An 18,027-nucleotide genomic window follows, 5' to 3' on the forward strand; every position below is an offset into this window, starting at 1 on the left:
CAAGCAAGTGGATGCCCCGACCGTAACCCTCGATAATTGAGATAGTCAAGCTTCAAGGAGTACTGTGGCGGCATGCCGCCCGCCGCACCTGACTCCGCACCCGCCCTCGTGCCCCCCACGAAGAGGCAGCTCATCGAGCTGCTCGCGCACACTCTCAGCGCGCACTACGCCGACTTCACGACGGCGGCCACCGCGGCGGGTCTCACCGCCAGCCAGGCCAAGACGCTGAGCGTGCTGCGCCGCTGCCCTGCGTCGATGCGCTCCCTCGCCACCACGCTGGCGTGCGACGCGTCCAACATCACGGGCATCGTGGACCGCCTGGAGAAGCGCGAGCTCGTACGGCGCGAGGTGAGCCCCACCGACCGGCGGGTGAAGAACGTCGTCCTCACCGACGAGGGCGAGCGGGCCATCGACGACATCCGCGAGACGATGCACAGCACGCACAACGCCCTGGACAAGCTCTCCGACGAGGAGCGCACGGAGCTGTTCCGCCTGCTGAGCCTGGTATTCCCCGAGCAATGAGTCCGGGGCCCGTGGGTGCGTGAGGCCGGGAACCCCCGGGGCATGCGTTCCGGGGCTTCCGCGCGCATGAGGCCGGGAACCCCTGGGGCATGAGGCCGGGGCTCCCGGAGCGAGGGGCCGGCACACCACGGGGTCGGTGGGAGCGGCAGCCCACGAGCGGCCGGGCGGCCCTCGGGCCGGACAGGAGAGGTACCGGGCCGGACAGGGCGGACCTCGGACCGGACGGTGCGGTACCGGGCTGGACAGGGGTCCCGCGCGGGACCGGAGCCGTGCTCCTCCTCGTCACGGGAACGCCGAAGGCCCGACAGGCGAACCTGCCGGGCCTTCCGACGGACGATTCCGCGCCGGCCCCCTACCTCGCGGTGCCGAAGTCCTGCGTCCAGTAGTGACCGGGCTCGGCGAGGGAGATGCCGGTCTCCTTGAACGAGCAGTCGAGGATGTTGCGCTTGTGGCCGGCACTGGCCATCCAGGCCTGCACCACGCTGTCCGGCGTGGCGTACCCGTACGCGACGTTCTCGCCGTAGGCGCTCCAGTTGTAGCCGGCCTTCGTGATCCGCTGACCCGGGTCGGACCCGTCGGAACCGGAGTGCGACATGTTCTGGTGGGCCGCCATGTCCTTGCTGTGCGCCTCGGCGGCCTTGGTGAGCTTGTCGTTGATGGTCAGCGCCGAACAACCGGCCTTGCTGCGCTCACTGTTGACGAGCTTCAGAACGGCCTTGGCGGCATCGGAGGCGGAGGCGTCGCTCCCGGAGCCGCTCGGAGAGCCGGCGCCTTCGGGCGCGCTCGGGGCGCCCTGGCCGCCGGAGCCGCCGGGGGCGGTGGGCGCACTCGGGGCGCTCGGGGCGCCGGCGCCACCGGGCGTCGCGGCACCTTCCGGTGCACCGCCACCCGGCGCGGCGGGCATACCCATCGGGGCGCCACCGGGGAGCGAGCCGGGCTGGGACCCTCCACCGGGCAGCTGCATCCCCATCGGCGCACCCGGAGCCGTGAGCTGACCGCCCGGCTGCCCGGGTACGGGCTGGCCTCCCGTACCGCCGCCCGGACCGCCGCAGGCCATGGCCGCTGAGGGCACGGCCACGGCCGCCATGGCAACGGCGGCGACGGTTATCTTCCGGTAGTGGGTCGTCCTGCGGTGCTTGCTCATGCGTGCCCTCGCTTGATGATCAGGAAGCGCCCCGATCCCCCCGACTCCGCGCAGAACTGCGCCTGAGCTGCGGTGACGCCGTACGAGCCGACATTGTTAAAAGCCCGGCAAGGTCGGGGCAACGGCCGCATCTACTACCCGGCGTCGTAGCCCGGGACCCCCCTTGAAACGACCTTGCAGGCGTGCAAAGCGGGCATCCCACCCCACAAAACCCTCTGTCGCTCCGTCAGATCCCCACGCCCGCCTCCCGAACGGCTCTCACCGCCGACCCCACCGCCCACCGCCACACCCGCCGCCAGACAGGACGCCACCAAGATGGACATATGTCGCTATGTCGCCGCGTCGGCATCTACTAGTCGGCGCCCTAAGTACCAAAAGTCCCTGTGTCGGATGTCACGAGACGGCGACGCAACCGTGGAGACGGTGGGGTTGATACGCCCCTGAATGGCTGTTATGTCGGATAAGGCGACGCGAATGCCCCTCCCACCCGCCCGGGGCCGGACCCTTGCGCGGTTCCCTGTGGCCGGAGGCCCTGGATCCAGGAGCCTCCGCTCACGACCCCGCCGATCGGGAATCGTGGTTCACGAGCCCGTCCGACGGTCGGGGCGACGACGTCTGGAGCGACCGACGGGGACGGACCCTGCCCGCTCGACCCACTCGGCCGTTTCTGTATGTCCGCCACCGCCGCAACTCTTTGGGCCCTACAGTTTTCTGTGTGCTGCTCGTCACATCGTGTCGGGCAGCGGGAAAGCAGGGGTGGGAACTTCTTTGCACGCACGGTGCAACGTTGGGGGGCTTTGTGCACGAAATGATCAAGGGGTCGAATGTGACTCTGTCGGCCCTGAGTGAGGACGCCGGTTCGGTGATCGTCGGTCTGAGCTGGGCCAGTCCGAGCGGCGAGGGGGACGCGGATGTGTCCGTCCTCTTGCTGGATGCGAACGGCAAGGTGCGCAGCGACGCCGACTTCTACTTCTACAACCACCCGGTTGCCGCCGACGGCAGCGTGCAACTGCTGGGCAAGACGCCGACGGCGGACGGCAACGAGGACCGGATCAGCTTCGACCTGACCGCGGTCCGGCCCGACGTCGACCGCATAGTTGTGGCCGCCAGTCGGTACGAGGGAGCTCGCTTCGGGGAACTGGACGACGTGAAGTTGTCGTTGGCCGACGGGGCCGGCGAGGAACTCCTGCGCTTCCCGATCGATGACGCCGATTCGGTGAGCGCCATCATCTTCGGGGAGCTCTACCGCCGCGGGGAGGAGTGGAAGTTCCGTGCCGTCGGTCAGGGCTACGACAGCGGTCTGGCGGGTCTGGCAACGGACTTCGGGGTCGACATCGAGGACGACGCCGCCGCCACGGAAGCAGCGCAGGACGGCGCCGAGGACGACGAGCCGACCGGGATGACGGTCCCGGCTCCGGCCGACGGGCCGAACCTGCGGGAGGCGCAGGAGCCACGAGAACCGCTGGGAGCCGTCCCGGCTACCCGGCATTCCGACGACGAGGCCGGGCCGAGGAAGCCGACCACACGTCCCCGCACCGCGAAGAAGAAGATCACCCTGCCCAAGGCGGCCAGGAAGTCCCTGGCGGAGAACGAATCCTGGAGGGAGGCCAGGCTCTTCCCGGTTTCGGCGCTCAAGAGCGACCGGGACCGCGAAATGCGCGCCACCTCGGTATTGCTGTCGGTGATGGCGCAGGTGCCGGAATTCGGCAGGCGACTCACTGCGGGCTTCGGGGCGCCGGCCGGCCGTATGGAGACGTTCACCGAGGTGACCCTGCCGCACGGCGATGCGCCGCGGCGCCCCGACGGCGTGATCCGGGTCGAGCGGGCCGGCAAGTTGTGGACGGCGCTGGTCGAGACGAAGACCAACGGGAACCCCCTCAAGGCCGATCAGGTGCAGGCGTACATGGACATTGCCGCCCGCCGCGGCTACGAGGCCGTGATCACGCTGTCGAACGACGTCGCGTTGGAGGGCAGCCCGCTCGTCGACGTCAAGATCGACGGCCGGCGCAAGCACAAGGTGGCGCTCTGGCACCTCTCCTGGGCCGAGGTCGCCCATCAGGCACAGCTACTGATCCGGCACGAGGGCGTCGGCAACAGGGCGCACGCCTGGCTGCTCCAGGAACTGCTGCACTACCTGCAGAGCGACAACTCCGGCTGCCACGGCTTCCAGAACATGGGCCCGGCATGGGTGCCCGTACGCAACGGAATCGACGACGAGACGCTGTGCCAGGGGGACCCGCGCGCCCTGGAAGTCGTCGAGAGCTGGGAGCGGCTCATCCGGCAGGTCTGCCTGGCACTCGGCGGTGAGCTCGGCCAGAAGGTGCTTCCCGTCCAGCGCGCCAAACGGGGAACGAACCCCGACGCCCGCCGGAGCAGCCTGGCCGACCAGCTCTGTCTCGACGGAAGACTGCAGGCGGAGCTGCGCCTCGAGGGAACACCGGGCGTCCTCGCCATCAGCGCGGACCTGCGGACGGGCAAGCTGCGCACTTCCATCGAGATCCCCGCACCCGAGCAGGGCTACCCCCTGTCCTGGGCAAAACGGCTCGTCCGGCGCCTGGCCGAGGCGCCCGCGGATCTCCACATCGAAACCCTTGTGGACAGTGACACAGGCGGCCCACGGGGAACCCTGGAACGGCTCCGTCCCGAGCCGGGAGACCTGCTCCCCAAGGACAACGGCACCCAGATCACCGGTTTCCGCCTGTCCCTCTTCAAGGGCATGGGCAGCAGCCGCGGCAACGCCGAGTCCGGCTTCATTCGCAGCGTCGACGACGCCGTGCACCGCTTCTACACCACCGTGGTGGTCCGTCTGGACCATCCGGCACCTCGCCGAGCACCGTCCAGGGAACGCACGCCGACGGGATGAGACTCGGGGCGACAGCCGCCCCATGACGCCGGCTCGCCCATGGCGCGACCACTCCTGCGGAGCTCCCGGGCCCATCGTCCGGGTCTCTGCAGGAGTGGCGCCGCCGACCGTCGATCCAACAGGGCGCCGCCGGCCCGGAAGCCGGGCCGGGCTGGTCCGGGCCATGGGTCATTGGGCCGGCGAGAAAAGCGCCTACGACGTACCGAAAATGGCCGGCCCGGGCCGGGTGCGGTCCGCCGATACGGAGCCGACCCGGGCGGCATCCCCAATACCACTCAATACAACGGGACTTGCTGCGGAATCCCTGATCCCGAGGAACGCCGCTTACCTGAGGTCAAGCGCAATCGAGACGGAACTCGGGCTGTCCCTCAACCTGTAGCAGCCACTGTCCCGGGTGGAATCTAGCCCGCCCTGCGTTGAGGCTCTCCCATGCCGGCGACGGAGGCTGCCGCGTCCTCGAACAGGAAGGCCTCGTCCTCCCCGAAGTCCGGGGCCTGGAAGGGGTTTGTCGTCGGAGGCGGCAATGCTGCAGTGGCGCAGCGGGGTGCCCCTTCCACAGCGGAGAACAGCGAGGTCAGATCGATGAGGGGCTCCCATTGATTACAGGCCCCGGAAGGGACCTGGCGTGCCGAGACCGGGCACAGCGGTCCTACAGCTTGCTCATCTTGGCGTAGGGACTCAAGATCCGCTCTTGGGTCGAACCGAAATCCACAAGCGCCGCGATCCCGTCCTCGATGCCGATCACCCGGCCGAGGCCGTACGTGTCGTGTGTGACCTGGTCGCCCACCGCGAAGTGCTTGGGAGGCAACGCGACCGGAGCCTTGAAGGGGCTCGTGGGCAAATGGCGCTTTGGTGCAGCTGGCTTTGTCATTGCCACCAGTATGCCTGCGCGCACCGTTCTCCGCGGCCCCCCGCAGCCAGGAAGTCTTCTCGGGCATCCCCTACCGAGACGCGCCGGGAAGGCCGCGAGCGGTTGGCTGCCCATCTTTTCCTCACGGCGGAGAACACCCGTGTTTCCCTGCCCCGGCAAGATCCACGCGTTGGCGCCGAGACCGGCCTTTCCCCCGACACCGGAGTTCCGGAACACCGGCGCCAGGACCGACACCGCCCGGGGGCCACCCCGTTCCCCGAGGCTCACCTGCGGCGATGCCCAAGATCCCGTCCACGGGCCCGGCATATCGCTTCACGCGACACCCGCCTGCGGATACGCGAAGACCCCGGCGCGGACCGGTGAGGGATGCCACAAACGGGTTCGCCCAGTGGCGCACGAACGTCGAGGGGGCTACCGTCGGCAGGTAGAACGACCGGTCTTCCTACCTCTTGCGGAAGAGCCCTCGGTCTTCCGGGCCGGACTGCCTCCATGCAGAGAACTACTGGTCGGCCCCGGTGCACGTCGAGAAGAGATCAAAAAGTCCTATGAAAGCAAACCGCGCCCCGGCCCGGCCGGGGCACCGCAGAGGGCCACTGTCCCGCGCGGCCCTGCTGGGGTCAGCCATCCGATCGGATGAGCCGGACCGCGTTCAGCAGGGTCTTGTGGGCGGCCGTCGAGTCGTCCAAGTAGCCGGCGGCCATCGCGCCGTCGTACAGCATCAGCAGCGCACCGGCGGCCGACTCCGGGTCGGCGTGGCCGAGCCGGGTGAGCAGATCCTCAAAGAGGGTGCGGATCCAGTCCCGGTGGGACGTCACCAGGCCGCGGACAGGATGCTCGGCGTCCGGGTACTCGGCGGCCGCGTTCATGAACGGCGATCCGCGAAAGCCGCGCTCGCGAGCGTGCTCGGCGATGGCCTCGAAGATCAGGTCGATCGCTTCCGCGGGCGGGTGCCCCGCGGCCAGCGGCTCGGCCACCTCCCGGTAGTAGGCGTCTTTGGTCAGCAGGTAGGCCACGACCAAGTCGTCCTTGGAAGCGAAGTGCCGGTAGAAGGTCGCCTTCGTCACGCCGGCCTCGGCGATCAGCCGCTCCACGCCGATCGCGCGGACGCCCTCGTAATAGAACAGCCGCGACGCCGCCCGGACCAGGCGTTCGCGAGGCGGTAGTTCTCCCTCGATCTTGGTCCCTCGACGCGTGCCGTCGGTGCTCTTCTGCCCAGTGCTGCTCACTTCCCCATTGTGCCCTCGGCCCTGTCCTGTGCGGCCTCCACCCCTTACGGCCCCCACCCAACAGCGCCGCCGTTCATCGAAAGGCTTGAACCCATGAAGCGTCGTCTTGAAGGAACCGTCGCTCTGGTGACCGGAGCCTCCAGCGGTATCGGCCACGCCACCGCGTTGGAGCTTGCCCGCGAGGGCGCCTCCGTGGCCCTGGTCGGCCGGCGAGAGGACCGGCTCACCGACCTCGGTGCCGAAATCTCCGGCGCCGGTGGAAGGGCCTTGGTCGTGCCCGCCGACATCACCACCGCCCAGGCCGCCGCGGAAGCGGTCGAGCGGACCGTCGAGGGCCTGGGCCGCCTGGACACGCTGGTCAACAACGCCGGTCTCATGCTGCTCGGGCCCGCGCCCAGTGCGGACCTGAACGACTGGCGGCGCATGATCGACATCAACCTCATGGGCCTGATGTACACCACCCACGCGGCCGTCCCCCACTTGGTCAAGGCCGCCGCCGAGGAGCCGCGTCAGGTCGCCGACATCGTCAACATCGGCTCGCTCGCCGGCCGCAACGCCTACGCCATGTCCGCCGTGTACAGCGCCACCAAGTTCGGCGTCGGCGCCTTCAGCGAGGCACTGCGTCAGGAACTGGCCCGCCAGCACGTCCGCGTGTCCGTTGTCGAGCCGGGCAGCGTCGACACCGAACTGCGTACGCACAACCCGGCAGCCATCCAGCAGCACATCGTCGCCGCCCTGGGCGACATCGAGCGGCTGCAGAGCCAGGACATCGCCGACACCGTCGGCTACATCGTCACCCGCCCCCGGCACGTGGCCGTCGCCGAGCTGCTCGTACGCCCCACCGAGCAGGCCTGAGCCTGAACACCAGGCCCGTGGCCAACTCCGCGGCAAGCAAGGAGTCGTGATGGCGACAAGACGGATCCTCGCCGTGGTGACCAACCAGGCGACCTACGGGACGAGCCCCCATCGGACCGGACTGTGGATCGGAGAGCTGGTTCACTTCCACGCCGGGGTCCGCCGGGCCGGCTTCGAGGTCGACATTGTCAGTCCGGCAGGGGGACCGGTGCCGCTGGATCCGCGCAGCACCAGATGGGCCGACAAGGCGGTGCGCGAGTACACGAACGATCACGCGTTCATGTCGAGCCTGGACCACACCACCAAGGCGGCCGACATCGACCCGGCCCGGTATGCCGCGATCTTCTACACCGGCGGGCACGGCGTCATGTGGGACTTCCCCTCCAACGCCGCGCTCCAGCAGGTCGCACGGGAGATCTACGAGAACGGCGGCGTGGTCTCGTCGGTCTGCCATGGTGCCTGCGGACTGCTGAACATCACGCTTTCCGACGGCTCCCTGCTTGTCGACGGCCGCACGGTCACCGGGTTCTCCACCGCGGAGGAGCGAGTCGCCTTGGCGAAGAAACGGGTGCCGTTCCTGCTGGAGGACGAACTCCGCAAGCGAGGCGCGCACTATGTCAGGAGCACCATCCCCATGACCCCCTTCGCCACCGCTGACGGCCGGCTCGCGACGGGACAGGACCCCTACTCCACCAAGGCCGTCACTGCAAAGATCATCGAAACGCTGCCCCGCCTCTGACTGGTCAAGGCAGCCGCGGTGCGAGCGACTTGGCGCACGCTCCCCCAGCTCGTGGGCGGCTGCCGTCAAACCCTGCCCTCAACGCAAAGCCGGAGGCCCCGGATCTCTCCGGGGCCTCCGGTCTGTGTGCACTCGGCAGGATTCGAACCTGCAGCCTTCCGATCCGTAGCTCCATGCGGATCGGTCGGTGAGGGCCATACCGGTCGCGCTACGGCCTTGTAGCAATCCGGCATAGGGGCAGGTGTTGCCCGCCCGCGCCGTCTCACCGCCCCAACCGTCGCATCGAGGAGCCCGCTGCGCCGAGTACGAGTGACGAGCGTGGCCGTGTCCGAGGCCCCTGGCGCTCTGTCCAGGGGCTCACCTGCGGAGATGTCTCAAGATCCCGTCCACACCTCGTCCACGGGCCCTGCATACGGCCACTCCGGGCGGCACCCGCCTGCACATACGCGAAGACCCCGGCCTCAGCGTTTCCGCTGGTGACGGGGTCTTTGGGCACCTCATACAGGGTGCCCCCGGCAGGATTCGAACCTGCGCACACGGCTCCGGAGGCCGTTGCTCTATCCCCTGAGCTACGGGGGCGCTGTCGCCTCGCTCGGCGACGGGAAGAACACTACCAGCTCTCGAGGGGTGGCCGTGAACAGGTATTTCCGGGGGGTCGGGGCCGGGCGGGGCGGAAGTGGGGAAACGCCGGACGCGGTGGCCGGTGCGGACCTACTCTCGAGTTGTGCCAGGCGCGTCGGGCCGGGTGCTTGTTGTGGACGACAACAAGGTCATCCGGCAACTGATCAGGGTCAATCTCGAACTTGAGGGCTTCGAGGTCGTGACCGCGGCCGATGGTGCCGAGTGTCTGGACGTCGTCCATCGGGTGCGGCCGGACGTGGTGACCCTCGATGTCGTGATGCCGCGGCTCGACGGGCTGCGGACCGCCGCGCGACTGCGGTCCGACCCGGTGACCCGGGATCTGCCGGTCGTGATCGTGAGCGCCTGTACGCAGTACGAGGTCGAGAGCGGCCTCGACGTCGGCGTGGACGCGTTCGTCCCGAAGCCCTTCGAGCCCGCCGAACTGGTCGGGGTGATCAGGGAGTTGGCCCGGCAGAGCGGGAGCGACGGCCGTACGGCGGTGGAGGCCACCGGGCAAGGGGCCGGGGAGGCCGAGACCGCGGGCCACACCGGCGGGTGAGGGGGACGGGGGCGGCGGTGCCGCCCGGCCCCGCGTCGGCCGTCAGGCCGAGGCGCGCTTGCGGGCAGTGGTCTTCTTCGCCGTCGTTGTCTCCTTCTTCGCCGCCGCCGTCTTCTTCGTCGTCGACTTCCCACTCGTCGATTTCGCGGTCGCCGACTTCGCCGTCGTCGACTTCGCGGTGGTCGACTTCGCAGTCGTCGACTTCGCTGTCGCCGTCTTCTTCGCCGCGCTCTTCTTCGCCGTCGTCGACTTCTTGCCGCCGACCTCCTTCGGGGTCGCACGCGAGGACGCCGGTGTCTTGCGGGACGGGGCCTTGCCGCGGCTGAGCGGGGTCACCTCGGCCTCCTGCGCCGGCTGCTCCTCGCCGCGGGCCGCCTGGGCCGCCCGGACCGAGTTCTCCAGGGCCGACATCAGGTCGATCACCTCGCCGCCGCGCTCCGCCGCCGGAGCCGGAGCCATGGGCTCGCCCGCCGCCTTCGACGTGATCAGCTCCTCGACCGCCTCCCGGTAGTCGTCGTGCAGTTCGTCGAGGTCCACCTCGCCCAGCGTGTTCATCAGCGCGTCCGCCAGGTCCAGCTCCGCGTCCCGCACCGTGACCGGGTTGTCCGGGGCCACACCCACCGGTTCCCGCACCTCGTCCGGCCACAGCAGGCCGTGCATCGCGATCGCGTCGCCGACCACCCGCAGCATGCCCAGCCGTTCCCTGCCCCGGAGCGCGTACTTGGCGATCGCCACCTTGCGGCTGCGCTTCAGCGCCTCGCGGAGCAGGGTGTACGGCTTCGCCGCCGGTGCGCCGCTCGCCGCCAGGTAGTACGCAGCGTCCATCTGGAGCGGGTCGATCCGGTCCGCCGGGACGAACGCCACGATCTCGATCGTCCGTGCCGTCGGGATCGGGAGCGCGGCCAGTTCGTCGTCCGTGATCGGGATGAGCGCTCCGTCGGGCTGCTCGTACGCCTTGCCGATCTCGTCCTGGGTCACCTCGCGGTCCTCCAGCTCGCACACCTTGCGGTAGCGGATCCGTCCGCTGTCCTCCGTGTGGATCTGGCGGAAGGAGATCGAGTGGCTCTCGGTCGCGTTCACGAGCTTGATGGGGATGGTCACCAGACCGAAGGAGATGGCGCCGTTCCAGATGGATCGCACGTTCTGCCCCTGGGTGCTTGAGTACGGGAGTTCGAGGCGTGAGCACGGGAGTACGGAGTACGGGGGTACGGAGGTCCGGGCGGGTCGTGGCCACGCGGCGGCGGCGTGGAGGGTGCCCCGCGCGCCTCCGGTGGGTGGTGCGGGTGACGCCCGCGCCCCTCCGGTGGGTGGTGCGCGTGCTTCAGGTGGGTGTGCGGCCGTTTCGTGGGATTCTCATCGTATGACGCCTCTCACAGAGGTGGAGGGGCGACGGCTGGCGCTCAGCAACCTGGAGAAGGTCATCTACCCCGCCACCGGCTTCACCAAGGGCGAGCTGCTGCACTACTACGCGACCAATTCCGGGCCGCTGCTCGCGCATCTCCACAACCGGCCCGTGTCCTTCCTGCGCTTTCCGGACGGTCCCGACGGCCAGCTCTTCTTCGCCAAGAACCCTCCGCCCGGTACGCCCGACTGGGTGACGCTCGCCGACGTTCCGCATTCCGCCGGGCCCTCGCGGATGGTCGTGATCCAGGACCTGCCGTCGCTGGTGTGGGCGGCCAACCTGGTGACCGAGTTCCACACGCCGCAGTGGCGGGTGGATGCACCGGGGCTCGCCGACCGGCTCGTCCTCGATCTCGACCCGGGGCCACCGGCGGGCGTCGTCGAATGCTGTGCCGTCGCACTCTGGCTGCGGGAGCGGCTGGCCGCCGACGGGATCGAGGCGTACGTCAAGACGTCCGGCTCCAAGGGGCTGCATCTGCTTGCCGCACTGGAGCCCACGCCCTCGAAGAACGTCACCGAGTACGCGAAGCGGCTCGCCGTCGAGGCGTCGCGGGAGATGCCCTCGCGGGTCGTGCATCAGATGACCCGCAGCCTGCGGCCGGGCAAGGTCTTCGTCGACTTCAGCCAGAACGCCGCCGCGAAGACGACCGCCACGCCTTACACCCTGCGCGCGCGGGCCGAGCCGACCGTGTCGGCGCCGGTGACCTGGGACGAGGTCGCCTCGTGCCGGGCTCCGCAGGAGCTGGTGGTGCGGGCGGGGGATGTTGCGGGGCGGCTGGAGCGGTACGGGGATCTTCTGGCGCCCTTGTTCGACGGGGGGCGGGGCGCGGTTCCCTAGCCGCGCCGCCGGGGGGTTGAGGAACGCGGTTCCGTAGCCGCGCCCACGGCTACAGACGCAGCCACGTCCTTCTGTCGCGGGCCATCGCATGGAGGGCCTCCACGTCGGCCGGCTTCAGTACGACGCCCTGCCGGGACAGTGCGTGCACGTCGGAGTCCTCGATGACCCTGACCTCCCTCGGCGGTACCGAGATCTCGACCTGCGACGGGCCCACGAGGGCCAGTACGGGGCGGACCTCGGCCGTCAGTGCGAACGACGCGCGGTGGGCCTCGGCGCGCAGGGCCCGGAGCAGGGGCTCCGCCGTGGCCCTGGCCACGCCGACCAGCGGATCGGCGATCCGGACGCGCTGTTTGCGGGCGTAGAGCGAGCGCACGGCGTACAGGCCGCCGGGGCCGATCACCAGGTGGTGGATGCGGTCCCCGCCGGGGAGCGGAACGGAGTGCAGGGTCAGCCACCCGGCCCCGTCGAGGTCGTCCAGCGCCGCGCCGATCGTCTGTTCGGCGATCAGCGCGCGGCGACGCGCGTCGGGGCGCAGGCGCCTGACGTGGCCGGGCTCCCGGTCCAGGGCGACCTGAAGGGCTTCTCCGGGGCGGTTCGGGGCCAGGTCGTCGTCGGGGTGCAGGGTGAGCCTGGCCAGTTCCGCGGGGGTGGGGACGGGGGGCGGGCCCACGCTCACGGGGCCCGTCAGAAAGGGGCCCAGGACCTGGAGCACCGCCTCTTTGCGCTCGTCGCTCAGCAGGTTCACGCGGGCCGCCTCGCGGTCGTACCAGGCGACGTTCCTGCCGTCCGCGAGGCAAACGTAGAGCCGTTCCTGACCATGGCGCCAGGTCGGTATGACGCGCAGTCCGCTCATGCACCATCACCCCATGACCATGGGAACAGCCCGACTGCCGCAGGGCAAGAACCCGTCCTCCCGGAGACACCGCCTTCCGGTAGGCGGGATGAAAGGGAATTGCAGGTAAATAAGGTGTACCGAGTGACAAAAAGGTGTACGGAGGAAGGAACAGTTCCAGTAGGAGTGCAGTGATCCACAGGAGAGCCCACGGGAGCCGTGGAGCCCATACGAGCCCGAGCCCGCAGGAGCCCAGGAGCCCACACGAGGCCACGGGAGTGCCGTGGCCCGGAGGGGTGCGGTGATCCCGCGGTGATCCGTCGTCGTCCCGCACCCCGCCGCGGGCTTCGTCCGCCGTGGCGTTCCGGTCGGCATTCCGGCCGCGGGCTCTGCCGCCTTCCGAAGCACCTGCCCGGCCGCCGCACCGGCGTTCGCCCCTCCCGCCGCACCGGTCGTCGTCTCGTCGGGGCGGTGCTCGCCGTGCCCGTCGCCCTGCTGCTCGCCGGGTGCGGGGACGACGGCGGGCTGGTGAGTGCCGGTACGACCCCCACGGCGGTGGGACCCGCACGGCTGTGGCCGGAGCTGCCGCCGGCCGCCACACCGGCCCTGGACTACGGCGAGGCCGTCACGGAGACGGTCGAGGGGATCACGGCGCCGGGCGACGACATCCGCAAGGTCGATCCGGTGGCCGTGGTCCGCGCCGAGGTCGCCCAGCACCCGAACACGTACTCGGGGCCGATGGCGCTCACCAAGGAGACCGTGGACGCGCTGCGCGCCTGCGGGAAGAGCGGCGAGAAGCCGCCGATGGACGGCCGGCTCAGCGCCTGCCCGGTGCTGTCGGCGTACTACCGGGATCTGACGGGGGACGGCAGGGACGACATGATCGTGGGCATCAGGCTGCCGCAGCGGCAGCTCGCCCTGCGCGTGTACACGTTCGAGGGCCACAAGCTGGTCCAGGTGATGGGAACCTCCGACGCCGTCTCCAGTGTGGAGATCGCGGGCCGGCAACTGATCGTCAGGTCCCCGTCCACCATCCCCGGGTACGAGTACCGGACCGCCTGGTCCTGGGACCCCCATCAGCACGCCATGCTGCCGGCCCTGGACGAGATCCTGCGGACCGGGAAGACGCCGGCGAGCACCGCGCGCCCACGCGTCCCGACAGCATCGCCGTCGCCCGTGCTCCCGGTGCCCGGCACGCCGTCCTCCGCGGCTCCGGCGCCGCCCGCCCCCTCGTCCGCCGTACCGGCCCCGCCGGCCCCCTCCCCCATGAGCACCCCATGACCCGGCACCCCGAGCGGACACCGCACCCCGACGACGCCCCGCCCCCCGACGGCGGCCCGCGTCAGGACCGCCCTCAGCAGCCCGCCCGGAACCGCCGCCCCACCTGGAGCGCGACGCTGACCTGGAAGGCCGCCGCGTTCATCACCGTGATGTGCTGTGCGCTCGCCGCGCTGCTCGGCATGCTGGTGCACGTCTCGGTGACCGACCAGACCGCCGGGCAGGCCCGCCGTACCGCCCTGGCCCAGCTGGACTACGCCGCCCGCGCGTACCAGGCGGGGGGCAAACAGGCGCCGGGGGCGGGGCTCGACCCGCCGGGGATGCCGCCCGCGTTGCGGGAGCTCGCGCTGAAGGGGAAGCGCGGCACGATGGTCGCCGATCTCGGCGGGCGGCCGACGATGTGGGCGGCGGGGCCCGCCGACGGGGAGCGGACGCTCGCCGTCGCAGTGGACTACTCGCAGGGCGCCCGGACCATCGACGGGCTCGACCGCGCGATCCTGGGCTCGTCGGCGCTGGCGATCGGGGCGACGCTGCTGGTGGGCGCCTTCGCGGTGACACGGGTGACCCGGCGACTGCACGCCACGGCCCAGGTGGCCCGGCGGATCAGCGGCGGCGACCTGGACGCGCGCGTCGACGATCCGCGGGCGAAGGACCCCGCGGGGCCCCGGGACGAGGTCGCTGCGGTGGCGGGCGCGCTGGACTCGATGGCGGAGTCGCTGCAGAGCAAGCTGCTGAGCGAGCAGCGGTTCACGGCGGACGTCGCCCATGAGCTGCGGACCCCGCTCACGGGGCTGCATGCGGCGGCCGAGCTGCTGCCGCCGGGCCGCCCGACCGAGCTCGTACGGGACCGGGTCTCCGCGCTGCGGACGCTGACCGAGGACCTGCTGGAGATCTCGCGGCTGGATGCGCGGAGCGAGCGCGTCGAGCTGGGCGCGGTCCGGCTGGGGGCGCTGGCCGAGCGGGTGGTGCGGGCGTCCGGTGCGGAGACGGAGATCCGGGTGGTGCGCGACGTCTGTGTGGAGACCGACGGGCGGCGCCTGGAGCGGGTGCTCGGCAATCTGGTGGCGAACGCCCACCGGCACGGGCGGCGGCCGGTGGTCCTGACGGTGGACGGGCCCGAGGTGAGCGTGCGCGACCACGGGGACGGCTATCCGGCGTACTTGGTGCGGCACGGGCCGCAGCGGTTCCGGACCGAGGGCGGTGCGAAGGGACACGGCCTCGGGCTGACGATCGCGCGCGGGCAGGCGGCCGTGCTGGGGGCGCGGCTGCGGTTCGCGAACGCCCCGGACGGCGGGGCGGTGGCCACCTTGACACTGCCGTACGAGCCCGAGGCGGACACCGTGGAGGAAGGCCGCACCGCGACGCACCAGGACCCGACATGACGCCGCCCCGACATAACGGGACATTGACCCCGGCGGTTGCTACGTTCCCCGCATGACCGGAACGACGGCGGAAGCGTCCGCGACCGCTGTACGCCTCCCCCGGCGCCGTGGCATCGAGCTGTCCCTGATCGTGCTGGCCGTCCTGCTGTCCACGTACGGCTACTGCGCGGTCGGGCTGGCGAGGAACGGTTCGGTCCCGTCCGGCGCCGCCGGTTACGGCGCCGGGCTCGGTGTGCTCGCGCTGCTCGCGCACGTCGCGGTGCGGCTGCGCGCACCGGACGCCGATCCGCTGCTGCTGCCGATCGCGGTGCTGCTCAACGGCACCGGGCTGGTCCTCATCTACCGCCTCGACCTGGAGACGCCGGGCGACCGGGCGGCGCCCACCCAGCTGGTCTGGTCGACGCTGGGGGTCGGCCTGTTCATCACCGCCGTCGTGCTGCTGCGGGACCACCGGGTGCTCCAGCGGTACGCGTACCTCTCGGTCGTGACCGCCCTGGCCCTGCTGCTCGCGCCGATCCTCTTCCCGGCCGTGAACGGCGCCCGGATCTGGGTCCGGGCCGGTGGATTCTCCATCCAGCCCGGCGAGTTCGCGAAGGTGCTGCTCGCCGTGTTCTTCGCCGCGTACCTGGCGGCCAACAGCAACGCCCTCGCGTACACCGGCCGCCGGATCTGGCGGCTGCAGCTGCCCACCGGGCGGGTGCTGGGGCCGATCGTGGCGATCTGGCTGCTGAGCGTGGGCGTGCTGGTGCTGGAGCGGGACCTGGGCACCTCGCTGCTGTTCTTCGGGCTGTTCGTGATGCTGCTGTACGTGGCGACGGGGCGCACCGGATGGATCGCGGTGGGGCTGGTCCTCGCGGGTGTGGGGGCCTTCGCCGTGGGGTCGCTGGAGCCGCATGTGCACGGGCGGGTGCAGGACTGGCTGCATCCGTTCGCGTCGATCGAGGCGGGGCAGGGGGCCAACCAGGTCGCGCAGTCGCTGTTCGCCTTCGCCGCCGGCGGGTTCTTCGGCAAGGGGCTGGGGCTCGGCCACTCGATCCTCATCGGGTTCGCCGCCAAGTCGGACTTCATTCTGGCTACGGCGGGCGAGGAACTGGGGCTCGCGGGCCTCACCGGCCTGTTCGTGCTCTACGCGCTGCTGGTGGAGCGGGGGTTCAGGACCGGGCTCGGGCTGCGGGACCCCTTCGGGCGGCTGCTGGCGATCGGCCTCGCGTCGATCCTCGCGCTCCAGGTCTTCGTGATCGCGGGCGGGGTGGCCGGGCTGATCCCGCTGACCGGGATGGCGATGCCGTTCCTCGCGCAGGGCGGCTCGTCGGTCGTCACCAACTGGATCATCGTGGCGCTGCTGATCCGCCTCAGCGACTCGGCGCGCGGCCGGTACGACGGGAGTACGCCGACGTGACCCTCCCCCATGACCTCGGCCTGGCCCGGCCGGGGGGAGCCCCGACGATCCGCCGCGCCGCCGTGTTCTGCGCGCTGCTGTTCGTGGCTCTGCTGGTCAACGTGGCCCGGGTGCAGCTCGTGCAGGCCGGATCGCTGGGCGACAACCCGGCCAACCGGCGCCCCGCGATCGCCCGTTACGAGCGGCCGCGCGGGAACATCCTGGTGGGCGGCGCGGCGGTGACCGGCTCGCGGGACAGCGGCGAGCAGCTGCGCTACGAACGCACGTACAAGGACGGGCCGTTGTACGCGCCGGTCACCGGCTTCTCCTCGCAGGTGTACGGGACGTCGTTCCTGGAGGGCACCGAGGACGGCATCCTCTCCGGCACGGATCCGCTGCTGGCTCCGCTGCCGCTGTGGGACGGCGCGTTGCGCAGTCCCGGCGGGGACGTCGTCACCACGATCGACGCCGGTGCGCAACGGGCCGCGTACGAGGGTCTCGGCCGGCGCAAGGGGGCGGTCGCCGCGGTCGAGCCGTCGACGGGGAGGGTGCTGGCGCTGGTGTCGACGCCGTCGTACGACCCGGCGCTGCTGTCGGGCAACAGCAGCACGGTGATGCGGACGTGGCAGCGGCTGAACGACGACCCGGACAGGCCGATGCTGAACCGGGCCATCCGGCAGACGTATCCGCCCGGTTCGACGTTCAAGGTGGTGACGGCAGCGGCGGCGCTGGAGGCGGGGCTCGTGCCGCGCCTGGACGCGCGGACGGACTCCCCGGACCCGTACACGCTGCCCGGCACCCGGGTGGAGCTGACGAACGAGTTCGACGACTGCGAGAACGCCTCGCTGCGCTACGCCTTCGCATGGTCGTGCAACACGGTGTTCGCGAAGCTCGGGGTGGAGGTGGGGCTGAAGCCGATGGCCGACATGGCCGGGAACTTCGGCTTCAACGACGCGGGGCTGCGGATCCCGTACGCGGTCTCCTCCAGTACCTTCGACCGCACGATGGACGCGTCACAGCTCGCCATGTCGTCGATCGGGCAGTTCGACACACGGGCGACGCCGCTGCAGATGGCGCTGGTCGCGGCGGCCGTCGCGAACGGCGGCTCCTTCCGGCCGCCCTATCTGGTGGAGCGGACGACGACGCGCGGCGGGCAGACGGTGCGGAGCGCGGGGGTGCAGGGCGCGCGTCAGGCGATGTCGCCGTCGACGGCGATGCAGCTGCGCGAGCTGATGACGGACGCGGTGGCCGACGGAACCGGCACGAACGGCGCGATCCGGGGGGCCGTCGTGGGCGGCAAGACCGGTACCGCCCAGCACGGAGTCGACAACTCGGGCGTCCCCTACGCCTGGTTCATCGCCTGGGCCCAGAAGGACGGCGCGGTGGAGCCGTCGGTTGCGGTGGCCGTGGTCGTGGAGGACGAGGACGCCGACCGCACCGACATCAGCGGCGGCGGCACGGCGGCTCCGATCGCACGGGAGGTGATGGAGGCGGTGCTCGGGCACTGAGCCCGCAGGG

Annotated in this window: 15 protein-coding genes and 1 tRNA gene; 10 read left to right on the plus strand and 6 right to left on the minus strand. The window is 70.8% G+C overall.

Features of this window, described 5'->3' with window-relative positions; genetic code table 11:
* Window positions 1-72 precede the first annotated feature (72 nt).
* Window positions 73-522 (plus strand): MarR family winged helix-turn-helix transcriptional regulator, encoded by a 450-nt coding sequence (locus ACWCP6_RS12880; protein ID WP_450932437.1) that lies wholly within the window; start codon window positions 73-75, stop codon window positions 520-522.
* A 352-nt stretch (window positions 523-874) separates the two neighbouring features.
* On the opposite strand, the gene ACWCP6_RS12885 is transcribed toward ACWCP6_RS12880, so the two are convergent.
* Window positions 875-1,666 carry a CAP domain-containing protein gene (locus ACWCP6_RS12885; RefSeq protein ID WP_450932438.1) on the minus strand — a complete coding sequence of 264 codons (792 nt, stop codon included), beginning with the start codon at window positions 1,664-1,666 and terminating at the stop codon, window positions 875-877.
* An 808-nt stretch (window positions 1,667-2,474) separates the two neighbouring features.
* Here ACWCP6_RS12885 and ACWCP6_RS12890 point away from each other — a divergent pair.
* A complete protein-coding gene (locus tag ACWCP6_RS12890) occupies window positions 2,475-4,529 on the plus strand; it encodes a TerD family protein (RefSeq protein WP_450932439.1) in 2,055 nt (684 codons plus the stop codon).
* 649 nt (window positions 4,530-5,178) lie between these two features.
* On the opposite strand, the gene ACWCP6_RS12895 is transcribed toward ACWCP6_RS12890, so the two are convergent.
* Together ACWCP6_RS12895 and ACWCP6_RS12900 are read right to left on the minus strand one after the other, a co-directional pair.
* Window positions 5,179-5,400: a hypothetical protein gene (locus tag ACWCP6_RS12895; RefSeq protein WP_450932440.1), complete on the minus strand. Its 222-nt coding sequence runs from the start codon at window positions 5,398-5,400 to the stop codon at window positions 5,179-5,181.
* Window positions 5,401-6,017: 617 nt separating this feature from the next.
* On the minus strand, window positions 6,018-6,626 hold the full coding sequence (locus tag ACWCP6_RS12900) for a TetR/AcrR family transcriptional regulator (protein ID WP_450932441.1): 609 nt from the start codon (window positions 6,624-6,626) through the stop codon (window positions 6,018-6,020).
* Window positions 6,627-6,719: 93 nt separating this feature from the next.
* Between ACWCP6_RS12900 and ACWCP6_RS12905 the strand changes: the two genes are divergently transcribed.
* Entirely contained in the window at window positions 6,720-7,481 is a 762-nt protein-coding gene (locus ACWCP6_RS12905) for an SDR family NAD(P)-dependent oxidoreductase (protein WP_450932442.1), read from the plus strand.
* Between the two features lie 49 nt (window positions 7,482-7,530).
* Entirely contained in the window at window positions 7,531-8,220 is a 690-nt protein-coding gene (locus ACWCP6_RS12910) for a type 1 glutamine amidotransferase domain-containing protein (protein WP_450932443.1), read from the plus strand.
* A gap of 507 nt (window positions 8,221-8,727) precedes the next feature.
* Here the strand turns inward: ACWCP6_RS12910 and ACWCP6_RS12915 are convergent.
* Window positions 8,728-8,799: transfer RNA gene (locus tag ACWCP6_RS12915), tRNA-Arg, on the minus strand.
* Window positions 8,800-8,896: 97 nt separating this feature from the next.
* On the opposite strand from ACWCP6_RS12915, the gene ACWCP6_RS12920 reads away from it, so the two are divergent.
* Window positions 8,897-9,400: a response regulator gene (locus tag ACWCP6_RS12920; RefSeq protein ID WP_450932444.1), complete on the plus strand. Its 504-nt coding sequence runs from the start codon at window positions 8,897-8,899 to the stop codon at window positions 9,398-9,400.
* 42 nt (window positions 9,401-9,442) lie between these two features.
* Here the strand turns inward: ACWCP6_RS12920 and ku are convergent, their stop codons facing one another.
* Window positions 9,443-10,540 carry a non-homologous end joining protein Ku gene (ku, locus tag ACWCP6_RS12925; protein ID WP_450932445.1) on the minus strand — a complete coding sequence of 366 codons (1,098 nt, stop codon included), beginning with the start codon at window positions 10,538-10,540 and terminating at the stop codon, window positions 9,443-9,445.
* A gap of 220 nt (window positions 10,541-10,760) precedes the next feature.
* On the opposite strand from ku, the gene ligD reads away from it, so the two are divergent.
* Complete coding sequence (gene ligD, locus ACWCP6_RS12930; RefSeq protein ID WP_450932446.1) at window positions 10,761-11,639, plus strand: non-homologous end-joining DNA ligase; 879 nt, start codon at window positions 10,761-10,763, stop codon at window positions 11,637-11,639.
* 49 nt (window positions 11,640-11,688) lie between these two features.
* Here ligD and ACWCP6_RS12935 read toward each other — a convergent pair whose 3' ends face one another.
* Window positions 11,689-12,492, minus strand: a complete 804-nt coding sequence (locus ACWCP6_RS12935; protein WP_450932447.1) for a nuclease-related domain-containing protein — start codon at window positions 12,490-12,492, stop codon at window positions 11,689-11,691.
* A 450-nt stretch (window positions 12,493-12,942) separates the two neighbouring features.
* Between ACWCP6_RS12935 and ACWCP6_RS12940 the strand changes: the two genes are divergently transcribed.
* Genes ACWCP6_RS12940 through ACWCP6_RS12955 form a run of 4 tightly spaced genes read left to right on the plus strand, consistent with a single transcriptional unit; the run spans window position 12,943 to window position 18,017 of the window.
* Entirely contained in the window at window positions 12,943-13,752 is an 810-nt protein-coding gene (locus ACWCP6_RS12940; protein ID WP_450932448.1) for a hypothetical protein, read from the plus strand.
* Entirely contained in the window at window positions 13,749-15,131 is a 1,383-nt protein-coding gene (locus ACWCP6_RS12945; RefSeq protein WP_450932449.1) for an ATP-binding protein, read from the plus strand. Before ACWCP6_RS12940 ends, ACWCP6_RS12945 begins: the two co-directional genes overlap by 4 nt.
* A gap of 52 nt (window positions 15,132-15,183) precedes the next feature.
* A complete protein-coding gene (locus ACWCP6_RS12950) occupies window positions 15,184-16,530 on the plus strand; it encodes an FtsW/RodA/SpoVE family cell cycle protein (RefSeq protein ID WP_450932450.1) in 1,347 nt (448 codons plus the stop codon).
* The gene (locus ACWCP6_RS12955; RefSeq protein WP_450932451.1) at window positions 16,527-18,017 is read left to right on the plus strand and encodes a penicillin-binding transpeptidase domain-containing protein; all 1,491 of its coding nucleotides are present in this window, start codon (window positions 16,527-16,529) and stop codon (window positions 18,015-18,017) included. Before ACWCP6_RS12950 ends, ACWCP6_RS12955 begins: the two co-directional genes overlap by 4 nt.
* Window positions 18,018-18,027: the final 10 nt, after the last annotated feature.

The sequence above is a fragment of the Streptomyces sp. NPDC002004 genome (genome assembly GCF_053593975.1).

Bases quoted from the DNA above. Each gene is read 5' to 3' on its own strand.
- ACWCP6_RS12880 (WP_450932437.1), top strand. From the start codon at position 73: ATGCCGCCCGCCGCACCTGACTCCGCACCCGCCCTCGTGCCCCCCACG.
- ACWCP6_RS12885 (WP_450932438.1), bottom strand. From the start codon at position 1,666: ATGAGCAAGCACCGCAGGACGACCCACTACCGGAAGATAACCGTCGCC.
- ACWCP6_RS12890 (WP_450932439.1), top strand. From the start codon at position 2,475: ATGATCAAGGGGTCGAATGTGACTCTGTCGGCCCTGAGTGAGGACGCC.
- ACWCP6_RS12895 (WP_450932440.1), bottom strand. From the start codon at position 5,400: ATGACAAAGCCAGCTGCACCAAAGCGCCATTTGCCCACGAGCCCCTTC.
- ACWCP6_RS12905 (WP_450932442.1), top strand. From the start codon at position 6,720: ATGAAGCGTCGTCTTGAAGGAACCGTCGCTCTGGTGACCGGAGCCTCC.
- ACWCP6_RS12910 (WP_450932443.1), top strand. From the start codon at position 7,531: ATGGCGACAAGACGGATCCTCGCCGTGGTGACCAACCAGGCGACCTAC.
- ligD (WP_450932446.1), top strand. From the start codon at position 10,761: ATGACGCCTCTCACAGAGGTGGAGGGGCGACGGCTGGCGCTCAGCAAC.
- ACWCP6_RS12935 (WP_450932447.1), bottom strand. From the start codon at position 12,492: ATGAGCGGACTGCGCGTCATACCGACCTGGCGCCATGGTCAGGAACGG.
- ACWCP6_RS12945 (WP_450932449.1), top strand. From the start codon at position 13,749: ATGACCCGGCACCCCGAGCGGACACCGCACCCCGACGACGCCCCGCCC.
- ACWCP6_RS12950 (WP_450932450.1), top strand. From the start codon at position 15,184: ATGACCGGAACGACGGCGGAAGCGTCCGCGACCGCTGTACGCCTCCCC.